The organism is Jeotgalicoccus saudimassiliensis, from assembly GCF_000756715.1.
GTDB lineage: Bacteria > Bacillota > Bacilli > Staphylococcales > Salinicoccaceae > Jeotgalicoccus > Jeotgalicoccus saudimassiliensis.
On the sequence record NZ_CCSE01000001.1, the window covers coordinates 1,254,244 to 1,267,500 of the forward strand.

7 protein-coding genes, 23 tRNA genes and 3 rRNA genes (1 of these 33 only partly in view) are annotated in these 13,257 nt (G+C 44.9%); 2 read left to right on the top strand and 31 right to left on the bottom strand.

The genetic code is table 11. The features are described 5' to 3' along the window. Window positions 1–504 precede the first annotated feature (504 nt). Window positions 505–750: a hypothetical protein gene (locus RZ44_RS06020; RefSeq protein ID WP_035809560.1), complete on the bottom strand. Its 246-nt coding sequence runs from the start codon at window positions 748–750 to the stop codon at window positions 505–507. Window positions 751–1,099: 349 nt separating this feature from the next. Between RZ44_RS06020 and RZ44_RS06025 the strand changes: the two genes are divergently transcribed. Further along, a complete protein-coding gene (locus RZ44_RS06025; RefSeq protein WP_035809562.1) occupies window positions 1,100–1,897 on the top strand; it encodes a hypothetical protein in 798 nt (265 codons plus the stop codon). A 35-nt stretch (window positions 1,898–1,932) separates the two neighbouring features. On the opposite strand, the gene RZ44_RS06030 is transcribed toward RZ44_RS06025, so the two are convergent. After that, the gene (locus RZ44_RS06030; RefSeq protein ID WP_035809564.1) at window positions 1,933–3,336 is read right to left on the bottom strand and encodes a DHA2 family efflux MFS transporter permease subunit; all 1,404 of its coding nucleotides are present in this window, start codon (window positions 3,334–3,336) and stop codon (window positions 1,933–1,935) included. 95 nt (window positions 3,337–3,431) lie between these two features. Here RZ44_RS06030 and RZ44_RS11025 point away from each other — a divergent pair, with 95 nt between their 5' ends. Continuing rightward, window positions 3,432–3,860, top strand: a complete 429-nt coding sequence (locus RZ44_RS11025) for a MarR family winged helix-turn-helix transcriptional regulator (protein ID WP_052108852.1) — start codon at window positions 3,432–3,434, stop codon at window positions 3,858–3,860. Window positions 3,861–3,902: 42 nt separating this feature from the next. On the opposite strand, the gene RZ44_RS11030 is transcribed toward RZ44_RS11025, so the two are convergent. The 29 genes from RZ44_RS11030 to RZ44_RS06180 form a co-directional block, all read right to left on the bottom strand. After that, complete coding sequence (locus tag RZ44_RS11030; RefSeq protein WP_052108857.1) at window positions 3,903–5,609, bottom strand: alpha/beta hydrolase family protein; 1,707 nt, start codon at window positions 5,607–5,609, stop codon at window positions 3,903–3,905. An 89-nt stretch (window positions 5,610–5,698) separates the two neighbouring features. Beyond that, entirely contained in the window at window positions 5,699–6,613 is a 915-nt protein-coding gene (locus RZ44_RS06045; protein WP_035809566.1) for a pseudouridine-5'-phosphate glycosidase, read from the bottom strand. Then, on the bottom strand, window positions 6,610–7,707 hold the full coding sequence (locus RZ44_RS06050; RefSeq protein WP_035809568.1) for a carbohydrate kinase: 1,098 nt from the start codon (window positions 7,705–7,707) through the stop codon (window positions 6,610–6,612). Before RZ44_RS06050 ends, RZ44_RS06045 begins: the two co-directional genes overlap by 4 nt. Window positions 7,708–7,961: 254 nt before the next feature. Next, window positions 7,962–8,045, bottom strand: a tRNA-Leu gene (locus tag RZ44_RS06055). Window positions 8,046–8,093: 48 nt separating this feature from the next. Next, window positions 8,094–8,165 (bottom strand) — tRNA-OTHER (locus tag RZ44_RS06060). A 15-nt stretch (window positions 8,166–8,180) separates the two neighbouring features. Continuing rightward, a tRNA-Cys gene (locus RZ44_RS06065) sits at window positions 8,181–8,251 on the bottom strand. 15 nt (window positions 8,252–8,266) lie between these two features. Next, window positions 8,267–8,338, bottom strand: a tRNA-Gln gene (locus tag RZ44_RS06070). A gap of 4 nt (window positions 8,339–8,342) precedes the next feature. Then, window positions 8,343–8,418 (bottom strand) — tRNA-His (locus tag RZ44_RS06075). A 16-nt stretch (window positions 8,419–8,434) separates the two neighbouring features. Beyond that, a tRNA-Trp gene (locus tag RZ44_RS06080) sits at window positions 8,435–8,505 on the bottom strand. 7 nt (window positions 8,506–8,512) lie between these two features. Continuing rightward, window positions 8,513–8,593 (bottom strand) — tRNA-Tyr (locus RZ44_RS06085). A 9-nt stretch (window positions 8,594–8,602) separates the two neighbouring features. Continuing rightward, window positions 8,603–8,675 (bottom strand) — tRNA-Thr (locus RZ44_RS06090). A gap of 5 nt (window positions 8,676–8,680) precedes the next feature. Further along, window positions 8,681–8,756, bottom strand: a tRNA-Phe gene (locus RZ44_RS06095). A 28-nt stretch (window positions 8,757–8,784) separates the two neighbouring features. Continuing rightward, window positions 8,785–8,860, bottom strand: a tRNA-Asp gene (locus RZ44_RS06100). 25 nt (window positions 8,861–8,885) lie between these two features. Next, a tRNA-Met gene (locus tag RZ44_RS06105) sits at window positions 8,886–8,957 on the bottom strand. A gap of 21 nt (window positions 8,958–8,978) precedes the next feature. Then, window positions 8,979–9,071 (bottom strand) — tRNA-Ser (locus RZ44_RS06110). A gap of 20 nt (window positions 9,072–9,091) precedes the next feature. Continuing rightward, a tRNA-Ile gene (locus RZ44_RS06115) sits at window positions 9,092–9,168 on the bottom strand. A 5-nt stretch (window positions 9,169–9,173) separates the two neighbouring features. Continuing rightward, window positions 9,174–9,250, bottom strand: a tRNA-Met gene (locus tag RZ44_RS06120). 45 nt (window positions 9,251–9,295) lie between these two features. Further along, a tRNA-Ala gene (locus tag RZ44_RS06125) sits at window positions 9,296–9,371 on the bottom strand. A 32-nt stretch (window positions 9,372–9,403) separates the two neighbouring features. Further along, window positions 9,404–9,477, bottom strand: a tRNA-Pro gene (locus RZ44_RS06130). Between the two features lie 10 nt (window positions 9,478–9,487). Continuing rightward, window positions 9,488–9,561 (bottom strand) — tRNA-Arg (locus RZ44_RS06135). 21 nt (window positions 9,562–9,582) lie between these two features. After that, window positions 9,583–9,671 (bottom strand) — tRNA-Leu (locus RZ44_RS06140). A 7-nt stretch (window positions 9,672–9,678) separates the two neighbouring features. Beyond that, window positions 9,679–9,753 (bottom strand) — tRNA-Gly (locus RZ44_RS06145). A 34-nt stretch (window positions 9,754–9,787) separates the two neighbouring features. Next, a tRNA-Leu gene (locus tag RZ44_RS06150) sits at window positions 9,788–9,872 on the bottom strand. 11 nt (window positions 9,873–9,883) lie between these two features. Beyond that, a tRNA-Lys gene (locus RZ44_RS06155) sits at window positions 9,884–9,956 on the bottom strand. 11 nt (window positions 9,957–9,967) lie between these two features. Beyond that, a tRNA-Thr gene (locus RZ44_RS06160) sits at window positions 9,968–10,043 on the bottom strand. A gap of 4 nt (window positions 10,044–10,047) precedes the next feature. Further along, window positions 10,048–10,123, bottom strand: a tRNA-Val gene (locus RZ44_RS06165). A 76-nt stretch (window positions 10,124–10,199) separates the two neighbouring features. Beyond that, window positions 10,200–10,314 (bottom strand): 5S ribosomal RNA (rrf, locus tag RZ44_RS06170). Between the two features lie 23 nt (window positions 10,315–10,337). After that, window positions 10,338–10,452: ribosomal RNA gene (gene rrf, locus RZ44_RS06175) — 5S ribosomal RNA — on the bottom strand. 86 nt (window positions 10,453–10,538) lie between these two features. Beyond that, window positions 10,539–13,257: ribosomal RNA gene (locus tag RZ44_RS06180) — 23S ribosomal RNA — on the bottom strand; it runs 170 nt beyond the window's last position.

Genomic DNA, 13,257 nt, shown 5'->3' on the forward strand with positions numbered 1-13,257 from the left:
GCGTCGGTTTACAACGGCGGCGCGGTGTTGTCATTCGGGGCCCGCCGGTTCACAACGGGAGAGCCCCGTTGTCATTCGGATCCTGTCGGTTCACAACGGGGAAACGCCGTTGTCATTCGAGGACTGCCGGTTCACAACGGGAGAGCCCCGTTGTCATTCGGGGACTGCCGGTTCACAACGGGAGAGCCCCGTTGTCATTCGGGGCCTGTCGGTTCACAACAGGAGAGCGCCGTTGTCATTCGGATCCTGTCGGTTCACAACGGGGAAACGCCGTTGTCATTCGGGGACCGCCGGTTCACAACAAGGAAGCGCTGTTGTCATTCGGGGACTGGCGGTTTACAACGGGAGAGCGCCATTGTCATCCAGGGACTGCCGGTTCACAACGGGGAAGCGCCGTTGTCATCCGAGGCCTGCCGGTTTACAACGGGGAAGCGCCGTTGTCATCCGGACCACCCGAATCAAATCAAAAAACGAGATACACCTCGGCATATCCCGTCTCATTCCCTATTTAAATATAATATCTTTTATCATGTGCATTTCTTTAGCATATACCGAGTCTTTAATATCATCGACTGTCTCTTCAATTATATAATACGCTTTTTTTGCCGCTTCAACTTTCCCTGTTTCAAACAGACTCAACGGATACACAAGGCTGAATACCGCAAACATGATTCTGTCCAGCGGATGCTGTGCCTGCGGACGCTCATACATTTTGTACGAAAAGTGTTCCAGCACATATTTCCAGGTCATCAACGTTCCTTTCTTTACTTATGTACAGCTGATTGTACCTCAGCATATTAAAGGCAGAGTATTTGCGGCAATCGGTCTTTTTGCTTCCTCGATTGCCCCGATTGGTACTCTGTTGTACGGCTTTGCCTACGACTACATGCCGTTTTGGCTTATACATTCCGTCAGCTTTATCGCACTTATTACTATCACTCTTATCTTTCTGAACCAAAAGGTTATCGCAACTTCCAGAGATGATGTTGAAAATATTACAAAGAATCTCCGGGCTGAAAGTTCTCCCAGGTAAAATACCGTCATTTAACATGTTGTCTGATATAATAATGAGTAATACAAACTACACAAGGATGTTACTATGACGAATTATAAAAATGAATATAAAAAAGTTTTCAGCCGGTTACCAGAAGATGATCAGCTTGCATTTAATTCACTCGACAGCGAATTTGATAAACACTTCGTTACTGAAGATGCGAAGTACGAACAGCTGCATATTATGGCTGTTTCCATGATAGATTCCGGACAGAATTATACAGAATACTATAATGCCAAAACAAAAGATGTTGCCCGTGTTGCTTCAAAGAAACTGCCAAAGTACCGCAGTAAATACTGGTCGGATGCTGCAATTCTCGGTGTATATTTCGCCCTGCTGTTTTCAGCTACTATTTTTCTTTTTGGCGAAATCGTTATTTCACTCGTCCTGCCGGCAGTCGTCATTTTAATACTCGCTATGGTTCCTTTTATGAATCACGGTATTAAACACCAGTCATCTGGCCGCGGCAACAAACAGATGATTGCGGGTATTTTATTTTTAGTACTGTTTGCCGGTGCCAACCTGTTAATTCTTTTTATGAATTCAAATACACTCAGCCCTTTAAAAGTCGCCGCTTACGATGCGTCACTTGCGGATATTCTGCTCTACATTCTTTTTGTTATGACAGCAGCCGCTTCACTTTACTTTATGTTCAGCACTGACTCATGGGCAGGCAGAATCATATTTATCGTATTGTTTATATACAGTGCGGGCCGATTGATTTATCCGTTTGATGTTCTTAACGGGTTATCGTCATTCATCGTCCAGTACTTTATGTTCATCGGATTAATCATTATTATTATTGCCCAGTACTTAAGATCTAAAAGTACCGGCGAATCATAAAAAGCTTACTGTCATTTTTGACAGTAAGCTTTTATTTACTCTATTTCATTCGTTTTTCTTAATTTGAATGCCAGTATAAATCCGATAAAGGCCAGTATTCCCGCAAACAGGAATGACATATTCACCCCGTGAATCATTCCCGGAATTCCTTCGTCCGGCCTCATTGTATTCGTCATAATGGATACAAGCAGTGCAGTCCCTACTGCACCGGCCACCTGTCTCATCGTATTGTTCATCGCTGTACCATGAGGAACCAGTCTGTTCGACAGCTGGTTTAATCCTTCAGTTGTGACCGGCATCATAACCATCGCCACACCGATCATCCGGAAACTGTTTACGACAGCAAGATAAGTAAATGTCGTTTCTGTATTCAGGTTCGAAAACATCAACGTCGTCACAGTCAGCATACCGAGTCCGATTACAGCAAGCCATTTTGCCCCGTATCTGTCAAACAGTCTGCCGGTGACAGGACTCATAAAGCCCATAATCAATGCACCCGGCAGCAGCATCAGCCCCGACTCCATGGCTGTGAATCCAAGCATCGTCTGCATAAATATCGGCAGTATCACTGCCCCGCCAATCATTGACATAAATACAATCATGCCAAGTGATGTCGACAGTGTAAAGATTTTGTCGTTAAAGACACCAAATTCAAGCATTGGTTCTTCCAGTCTGTTCTGACGCTTAATGAACAGTACAAGTGTCACCGCACCGATGATAATCGGCACGAGTACCGTAACACTCAGCCAGCCGCTGCTTCCAGCAGCACTGAAGCCGTATAAGAGTCCGCCAAAACCAAATGTGGATAATATAATAGAAAGAATATCCATTTTCGGATTTGTTTTCTCTGTAACATTTCTTAAAACAAAAAACGCTATAATCAGGTCAATCACAACGATTGGCAGCAGCATATAGAATAGTCCGCGCCACGGATACATGTCGATAAACCATCCAGACAGCGTCGGACCGATTGCCGGTGCGAAGCTGATTACAAGGCCAAATATTCCCATTGCTTTACCGCGTTCGGTACGCGGGTATACAAGGAACAGAATCGTCTGCATCAGGGGCATGATAATCCCTGCACCTGCAGCCTGCAGAATCCGCCCGGCAAGCAGCACTGAAAATGACGGAGAAATACCGCAGATCAGCGTACCCAGCCCGAATAATGATAATGCAGTAAAGAATAACGCTCTCGTTGAGAATTTATTAATTAAAAAGGCTGTAATGGGAATCATAATCCCGTTCACGAGCATAAAAATCGACTGCAGCCATTGTGCTACATCGGCATCGAGTTTCAAATCCTCCATTATATGAGGTATCGCTGTGGCAAGAAGTGTCTGGTTTAAAATTGCTGCAAATGCTCCGGATAAGAGCACTGCCATCAGTATCGTTCTATTCCCGGCGGTGAGCTTACCGCCGCTTTCATTTTCCAAAGACATCAATTTTCCTTCTTTCGTAGACATTCACAGTAATTAATTGTATGATACAACTATATAAGATGTCAAGAACTGTATTTGAAAGGCTGTGTATACAAATGACGAACGATGAAACTCTGGAAACACTGGAACTTGAACTTGCGATGATGGTACGGGCTTTAAGAACGAGAAGCGTGGAGCTCGATAAAAAACAGGAATTAAAACGGGCCAGTTATTTAATCCTTCTCCTTATTACTAAAAACGGCCCGATGAGTGTTAAACAAATATCCGGTAAACTTCATCTCGATATTTCTACTGTCAGCAGACAGGCTGCCGACCTGCTTGCTGATGATATGCTTTATAAAAAGCCTTCGGAAACTGACGGACGCTCTTACCTTTATGCAATTAACGATAAGGGGCTGGATATGATGACTTACATCAGACACAGCAGACAGCAGCGCTTCTCTAAAATGACCGACGAATGGGATCAGGCAGAAATTGAAGAATTCACCCGTCTGATGAAAAAATTCAACAGCTTAATGGAATAAAACAAGCCGCTTCACCGAAATCACGGTGAAACGGCTTGTTTTTTATTTTTCTGTCTGGTCGTTAAAAAATGCAATTAATTTCGTGTTCATGTCGTCCTGATTGTCAGTATATAAATACTGATGCCCTTCATTTTCATATGCAGTCAGTTCGACATCTTTATCCTGCTCTTTCATTTTTTCATACATCTGCAGAGACTCGGAATACGGTACTCTCACATCGTTATGTGAATGGAAAATTCTTAATGGACAGCGTATGCGCTGACTGTTATTCAGCGGTGCAATACACTGCATGAATTCATCGTGTTCACCGATAAATCCGTATTCGTGCGATCGCTGTTCACGGCGCCATGCAGGCGTGTTTGAAAGCAGCGTTGTAAAGTGTGAAATGCCGACGATATCCACTGCCCCCTTCCACAATTTCGGAAACTGTGTGATTAACAGAAGCGTCATAAATCCACCGTAGCTCCGGCCCATAATAAAGATGTTATTCTTGTCTGCACTATGATGGTTAATCAGATGCTCTCTTAACTCCACAACATCTTTTGCAGCATCCATGCGTTTTTCTTTATTATCGAGACCGATATAGAATTTCGAATACCCCGTCGAACCTCTTATATTCGGTACAGCAATCTGATATCCTTCCTTGTACAGCTTATAATACAGTTCGTTAAACTCCGGACGTGCCTGTGATTCCGGACCACCATGTACATGTATCGCAGTTGGCGCATTACTGCTGTTTTGTACATACAGATAATAAGGGACATCCAGCCCGTCAAATGACGGATAGGTTGAATGCATCGTTTCCACAGCTGTATCTGCTTCGTCATTGCCAAACAGCTTCTCTGTGCTGCCGTCAGCCAGATCATATTCGTACACCGCGTGAGGCGTTGTCATATCTGAATACAGAACATACAGTTTGTCAGCCGAGTGAACCAGCGAATGCACTACCCCGTTATTTTTATACTTAAGTTTTTCAAGAAAATCATTCTCCACGTCATATTTAAACAGTTTGGAAAAACCTTTTTTATTCACTTCAAATATCACTGTATTTTTATCTTCCAGTACTTTAACTTTTTGTATATCCCATTTAAAATAAGTCAGTTTCTTAAATTCAAATGTCTTTTTATTCAGCTTATATAAATTCAGGTTACCTTCAAGATAATCACTCGTAAACAACGCTTCTGAATCACTCAATGAATGGTAGTTGCCGAAACGGCCGGCCGGAAGTCCGGTATCTTTCAGCTCAGCAGTTTTAATATTATACAGGTGTATTGTCTTATCTAGATTATCCACTGCCTGGCTCATCAGAATGTGATTATCATCAAATTTACCGATTATCGATGATGGCACTTCAAATGAATTCAGCACGGTCTCATGTCCATCAGAATGGTCCATCAGTTCAAATATCTTGCCGTCCTTATGATGTCTTAAATAGATAAAACTGCTGTTCATATAAACACCGTAATGGTGATAGTAATTATCATCCGCTGTCAGCTGATATTTTTCTTCTTCTTTGAAATATGTCAGCTGTTCGCGTTCGTTTCCATTTAAGTCTGTTGCAAGCAGCAGACCGCCGTCAGCAAACCAGTAATTCTTAACATTTTCCTGTTCATCAGACACTTTTACATAACGCTGACTTTGTATATTGTAGCTGTGCAGTTCGCGTTTTCCCGTCTCATCAGAAATAACGTATAAATTCTCTTCGCTCTTATCCATTTTCAATGATAGATATTTTGTAAACTCCGTCACTTCGGCACCCTCTTTAAATTATGTTGTCCTTATATACAAAAATACCCTAATGCTCACTGAATTGTAAGGATTAGGGCTCATTTTTATAATTATTGCATATTGAAGTAGTTTACAGCGATTTCTGTACCGACTTTAGCATTGTTATATACTAACTTGATGTTGGCTTCGAGTGATTTGCCTTCAGTTTTCTCTACAATTTTGCCAAGAAGGAACGGCGTTGAATCTTTACCGCCGATGCCGTTTTCTTCAGCTTCTTTAACTGCTTCAGCAACGATCTTGTCGATGTATTCTTTAGGCAGTTCATCGCTCTCTAAAATAGGGTTTGCGATTACTGTTCCGCCTTCAAGCTCAAGGTCATGTTTCGCTTTAATAATTGCAGCGATATCTTCAGTAGATTCTGCAACAGTGTTTAATTTAATATCACTTGTGCGTGTGAAGAACGCCGGAAGCACTTCAGTCTTGTAACCGATAACCGGTACACCTTTCGTTTCCAGGTATTCCATCGTTTTATCAAGATCTAAAATTGATTTGGCACCTGCACAGATTACAGCTACATCAGTTTTTCCTAACTCGTCAAGGTCTGCTGAAATATCCATAGTTTCTTCAACACCGCGGTGAACGCCGCCGATTCCGCCTGTAACAAAGAACTTAATACCGGCCATTTCTGCACAAATCATCGTAGATGCTACAGTCGTTGCACCGATACGTTTCGTTGCAATAATTTCTGCAAGGTCACGGCGTGAAACTTTAGCTACGCCTTCAGAGTTTCCTAACTTCTCAAGTAAAGCTTCATCAAGACCTACTTTGATCTTACCGTCCATAATTGCAATTGTTGCCGGAACAGCTCCGCCTTCGCGAACGATGCTCTCAACAGTTTTAGCCATCTCAACGTTTTGCGGATAAGGCATACCGTGTGAAATAATAGTTGATTCTAAAGCAATTACCGGTTTATTGTTTTCTAAAGCTTCTTTTACATCAGGGTGTAATTCGATTAAATGATTCATTTAACTTCCTCCATGTCTTTAATAAGTTGTTTTTCTGTTAAGTCCTGACGGACAGTATATTCTGTCTCTATAGTTTTACTGCTGTTAACCATCGCCATTCTCACAATATCATCTACAGGATAACCTTTAAGCCAGCCGAAGACAATTGCGCTTGAGAATGAATCTCCTGCACCTGTGACGTCTACAACTTTTTCTGATGGTATAATGCTGTAAATCTTACTGCCGTCCTCTTTACCGCTGTAAGCTATCGATTTGACGCCGTTCGTAACAATTACGTGACTGACACCGGATTCATTCCACATTTCAGCTGCTTTAAGCAGATCTTCGTCGCTGTTAATCTTAATATTAAAATGAGCTTCAGTTTCATCTCTGTTCACAATCAGCCAATCGACCGGATTAAGGTTCTCCGGCAGTCTGTTCATCTTAGGTCCTGATACAGGAATAAGCACAAGATTAATGTCGTGCTTCTCTGCATAGGCACACAAGAAGTCCAGTGAAACTTTAGGCGTGTTTAAATCAGCGATGATACATTTTGCACGCTTTAATATATATGTCTGTTTAATCAACACTTCAGGCGTCAGATAATCGTATATATTCATATCTGCAAAGCCGTATTCCATCTCGCCTTCGTGACTGATTAATGCTGTATAGCATCCTGTACTCTGCCCTTCAACATGTTCTGCAAAATCAAGGTTAATAAAAGTAGATGTCTGTTCCTCTATGGTCTTCCATTCACCATCATCGCCTCGCGTTGTGATTAACGCAACACTTTCACCAAGCCTGCCCAGGTTCTCACCAATGTTGCGCGCAACACCTCCGACGGAATGTGCAGACTGTATAGGGTTTGATGTACCGTGGATAAGTTCATTATGTACGAAAAACTTACGGTCCACGTTTGCAGCACCTACACAGACAATCGGATACTCTGCGTTCAGTACATAAGCCTGGCCCTGGATAAACTCTTTCTTAACAAGGTCAGATACTATCGCAGCTACAGCTGAACTCGTCAGTCCTACTTTTCTCGCAAGCTCAGTTTGTGAAATAAACGGGTTATCTTTTATGTATTTTAAAACGTCATTTTCTTTAGGATGCATTGTTATCCTCCTGACTTACTTTTTACTGCTATAAATAGCTATTTAAGCAATAAAAACTTATTTTAACACAAAACACTGATTATTTTGTGAATAATTAACAAAATAACATAAAATAATGAGAATTTTTTCACTAAAACGGTATAAGAGTAACATTCTATTCTAAATATACACTTAATTACCCTGTAATAACAAAGAAAGTAAACATAAATTGGCAAACAAAAAAACACTGTGTAATTAAACACAGTGTTTCTGTATACCACCGGTCGGGATCGAACCGACACTCTCTAACGAGAATTGGATTTTGAGTCCAACGCGTCTGCCTGTTCCGCCACGGTGGCTAAGTAAAAAAAAAGACTAATTAGCTGTCTAATTAGTTTAAATAATAAAGCGGAAGATAGGATTTGAACCTATGTCTTGCTTCAGGAAGAAGCATGTTCTAAACACTAAACTACTTCCGCATAAAATTAATATAAAGGCGCCAACCGGACTTGAACCGGTGATAGAGGATTTGCAGTCCTCGGCCTTACCACTTGGCTATGGCGCCAAAAGGAAATAAAAACTGGGCTGGAAGGATTCGAACCTTCGCGTCACGAGACCAAAACCCGTTGCCTTACCGCTTGGCTACAGCCCAAAAATGGGGCGGCTGATGGGGATCGAACCCACGCATGCCGGAACCACAATCCGGTGTGTTAACCACTTCACCACAACCGCCATTTTAAGAAATATGCAGGGGTAGTAGGAATCGAACCCACATCAAAGGTTTTGGAGACCTCTATATTACCATTATACGATACCCCTATACTAATGGAAGGGGGCAGATTCGAACTGCCGAACCCGAAGGAGCGGATTTACAGTCCGCCGCGTTTAGCCACTTCGCTACCCTTCCGTAAAAGAATGCCGGCCAGAGGACTTGAACCCCCAACCTACTGATTACAAGTCAGTTGCTCTACCAATTGAGCTAGGCCGGCTTAAATGGTGGTTCAGGACGGAATCGAACCGCCGACACTGTGAGCTTCAATCACATGCTCTACCAACTGAGCTACTAAACCACTTCATGAATTTTTCAAAATAAAAAAATGGCGGTCCCGACGGGAATCGAACCCGCGATCTCCTGCGTGACAGGCAGGCATGTTAACCGCTACACCACGGGACCTTAATATATTCTTACATAAAAATAATTGCGGGAGAAGGATTCGAACCTACGACCTCCGGGTTATGAGCCCGACGAGCTACCACTGCTCCATCCCGCGATAATAATATTAAAATAAAAATGGCGGAGGAAGAGGGATTCGAACCCCCGCGAGCCGTTAAGCCCCTGTCGGTTTTCAAGACCGATCCCTTCAGCCGAACTTGGGTATTCCTCCGCGATATAAAGTTTAAGCTATGGTGGACCTTGCAGGACTCGAACCTGCGACCCAACGGTTATGAGCCGTTTGCTCTGACCAACTGAGCTAAAGGTCCAATTATGGTGGCGGCAGAGGGGATCGAACCCCCGACCTCACGGGTATGAACCGTACGCTCTAGCCAGCTGAGCTACGCCGCCGAGTTAAATTAAGTATCACTATAACTAAGACTTTTTAAAAAATAATGGTGGAGACTAGCGGGATCGAACCGCTGACCTCCTGCGTGCAAGGCAGGCGCTCTCCCAGCTGAGCTAAGCCCCCATTAATTAATAGGTATTACATTTTTAAAAGAGTCGGGAAGACAGGATTCGAACCTGCGACCCCTTGGTCCCAAACCAAGTGCTCTACCAAGCTGAGCTACTTCCCGTTTCTATAAGCGCGCCCAAGAGGAGTCGAACCCCTAACCTTCTGATCCGTAGTCAGACGCTCTATCCAATTGAGCTATGGGCGCATTACAATATAAAATTCAATATGGTGCCGAGGACCGGAATCGAACCGGTACGATAATCACTTATCGCAGGATTTTAAGTCCTGTGCGTCTGCCAGTTCCGCCACCCCGGCTTAAAACTGGAGCGGAAGACGGGATTCGAACCCGCGACCCCCACCTTGGCAAGGTGATGTTCTACCACTGAACTACTTCCGCTGACTATACTATTGGTAAATCATTATTTTAAAAATGGTGCGGGTAAAGGGAGTCGAACCCCCACGCCGTGAAGCGCTAGATCCTAAGTCTAGTGCGTCTGCCAGTTCCGCCATACCCGCATATTAGAATGTGAGCCATGCAGGATTCGAACCTGCGACCCTCTGATTAAAAGTCAGATGCTCTACCAACTGAGCTAATGGCTCCTGTTAAGAGATGGTGCCGGCCAGAGGACTTGAACCCCCAACCTACTGATTACAAGTCAGTTGCTCTACCAATTGAGCTAGGCCGGCTACATGGTGGAGAATGACGGGTTCGAACCGCCGACCCTCTGCTTGTAAGGCAGATGCTCTCCCAGCTGAGCTAATTCTCCATGTAAGATACTATTATCTTATATATTGATCGATAAATCAATCATTATTTTATTTATTTTTAAAAATTATGTAACAGCCTGGCAGCGTCCTACTCTTGCGGGACGTCAGTCCAACTACCATCGGCGCTGGAGAGCTTAACTGCTGTGTTCGACATGGGAACAGGTGTGGCCTCTCCGCCATCGCCGCCAGACTATTTGGTTGAATGTCATATTCGCCTGGCAGCGTCCTACTCTTGCGGGACGTCAGTCCAACTACCATCGGCGCTGGAGAGCTTAACTGCTGTGTTCGACATGGGAACAGGTGTGGCCTCTCCGCCATCGCCGCCAGACTATTTGGTTGAATGTCATATACATTCAAAACCGGATAGAAGTATCGAAAAGAGTGAACGCACTCTTTAAATTGTTCATTATTTACTTGAATAAGTCATCGATGGATTAGTATTTGTCCGCTGAATGTGTTACCACACTTACACGCCAAACCTATCAACCTCATAGTCTCTGAGGCATCTATTGGGGAAATCTCATCTTGAGGGGGGCTTCATGCTTAGATGCTTTCAGCATTTATCCCGTCCATACGTAGCTACCCAGCTATGCCGTTGGCACGACAACTGGTACACCAGTGGTATGTCCATCCCGGTCCTCTCGTACTAAGGACAGCGCCTCTCAAATTTCCTACGCCCACGACGGATAGGGACCGAACTGTCTCACGACGTTCTGAACCCAGCTCGCGTACCGCTTTAATGGGCGAACAGCCCAACCCTTGGGACCGACTACAGCCCCAGGATGCGATGAGCCGACATCGAGGTGCCAAACCTCCCCGTCGATGTGAACTCTTGGGGGAGATAAGCCTGTTATCCCCGGGGTAGCTTTTATCCGTTGAGCGATGGCCCTTCCATGCGGAACCACCGGATCACTAAGTCCGTCTTTCGACCCTGCTCGACTTGTAGGTCTCGCAGTCAAGCACCCTTATGCCTTTACACTCTGTGAATGATTTCCAACCATTCTGAGGGTACCTTTGAGCGCCTCCGTTACTCTTTAGGAGGCGACCGCCCCAGTCAAACTGTCCATCTGACACTGTCTCCCAGCCGGATCACGGCTGCGGGTTAGAATCTCAACCACACCAGGGTGGTATCCCACCAGTGCCTCCACATAGACTGACGTCCATGCTTCATTGGCTCCCACCTATCCTGTACAGGTGGAGTCAAGATTCAATATCAAATTACAGTAAAGCTCCACGGGGTCTTTCCGTCCTGTCGCGGGTAACCTGCATCTTCACAGGTACTATGATTTCACCGAGCCTCTCGTTGAGACAGTGCCCAAATCGTTACGCCTTTCGTGCGGGTCAGAACTTACCTGACAAGGAATTTCGCTACCTTAGGACCGTTATAGTTACGGCCGCCGTTTACTGGGGCTTCAATTCGTACCTTCGCTTGCGCTAAGCACTCCTCTTAACCTTCCAGCACCGGGCAGGCGTCAGCCCCTATACTTCACCTTTCGGTTTGGCAGAGACCTGTGTTTTTGGTAAACAGTCGCTTGGGCCTATTCACTGCGGCTTATATTTCTATAAGCACCCCTTCTCCCGAAGTTACGGGGTCATTTTGCCGAGTTCCTTAACGAGAGTTCGCTCGCTCACCTTAGAATTCTCTTCCCAACTACCTGTGTCGGTTTACGGTACGGGCAGTAGGATTACTTGCTAGAAGCTTTTCTTGGCAGTGTGAGTCCGTATGCTTCGCCTACTATTTTCGGCTCCCCATCACCACTCAGCTTTAATGCATGCCGGATTTGCCTAACATGCAGCCTTATGGCTTGGACGCGCTCTTCCTTCCGCGCGCTCATCTTTTCCTTCTGCGTCACTCCATCACTCAAATGCAATCTTACTGGTACAGGAATTTCTACCTGTTGTCCATCGCCTACGCTTTTCGCCTCGGCTTAGGTCCCGACTTACCCAGAGCGGACGAGCCTACCTCTGGAAACCTTAGTCGTTCGGTGGACGGGATTCTCACCCGTCTTTCGCTACTCACACCGGCATTCTCACTTCTAAGCGCTCCACATGTCCTTACGATCATGCTTCGCCGCACTTAGAACGCTCTCCTACCATTAAAATAAATTTTAATCCACAGTTTCGGTAATATGTTTAGCCCCGGTACATTTTCGGCGCAGCGTCACTCGACTAGTGAGCTATTACGCACTCTTTAAATGATGGCTGCTTCTAAGCCAACATCCTAGTTGTCTGTGCAACGCCACATCCTTTTCCACTTAACATATATTTGGGGACCTTAACTGGTGGTCTGGGCTGTTTCCCTCTCGACAATGGACCTTATCACCCACTGTCTGACTCCCATACATCACATCTGTGGCATTCGGAGTTTGTCTGAACTCGGTAACCCGGGATGGGCCCCTCATCCAAACAGTGCTCTACCTCCACGATGCTAATATGAGGCTATACCTAAATATATTTCGGAGAGAACGAGCTATCTCCAGGTTCGATTGGAATTTCACCCCTACCCACAACTCATCCGGTCACTTTTCAACGTAAGTCGGTTCGGCCCTCCATTCAGTGTTACCTGAACTTCAGCCTGGTCATGGGTAGATCACCTGGTTTCGCGTCTACAAACATATACTCAGTCGCCCTATTCAGACTCGCTTTCGCTGCGGCTCCACATTCGCTGCTTAACCTTGCATATATTCGTAACTCGCCGGTTCATTCTACAAAAGGCACGCCATCACCCATTAACGGGCTCTGACTACTTGTAAGCGCATGGTTTCAGGTTCTATTTCACTCCCCTCCCGGGGTGCTTTTCACCTTTCCCTCACGGTACTGGTTCACTATCGGTCAGCAAGGAGTATTTAGCCTTGGGAGATGGTCCTCCCGGATTCCGACGGAATTCCTCGTGTTCCGTCGTACTCAGGATACATTCTAAATTTATCAACTTTTTAACTACGGGACTCTTACCCCCTGCGGTTGGCCTTCCCAGACCATTCGTCTAAGTCTTTAAATCCGTTGTGAATGTCCTACAACCCCAGCCGAAGCTGGTTTGGGCTCTTCCCCGTTCGCTCGCCGCTACTTAGGGAATCGATGTTTCTTTCTCTTCCTCTGGATACTAAGATGTTTCAGTTCTCCAGGTGTCCTCCAA

Excerpts from the sequence above, each read along its gene's own strand:
- RZ44_RS06045 (WP_035809566.1), bottom strand. The coding sequence starts at position 6,613 with ATGAATCATTTAATCGAATTACACCCTGATGTAAAAGAAGCTTTAGAA.
- RZ44_RS11025 (WP_052108852.1), top strand. The coding sequence starts at position 3,432 with ATGACGAACGATGAAACTCTGGAAACACTGGAACTTGAACTTGCGATG.
- RZ44_RS06020 (WP_035809560.1), bottom strand. The coding sequence starts at position 750 with ATGACCTGGAAATATGTGCTGGAACACTTTTCGTACAAAATGTATGAG.
- RZ44_RS06030 (WP_035809564.1), bottom strand. The coding sequence starts at position 3,336 with ATGTCTTTGGAAAATGAAAGCGGCGGTAAGCTCACCGCCGGGAATAGA.
- RZ44_RS06050 (WP_035809568.1), bottom strand. The coding sequence starts at position 7,707 with ATGCATCCTAAAGAAAATGACGTTTTAAAATACATAAAAGATAACCCG.
- RZ44_RS06025 (WP_035809562.1), top strand. The coding sequence starts at position 1,100 with ATGACGAATTATAAAAATGAATATAAAAAAGTTTTCAGCCGGTTACCA.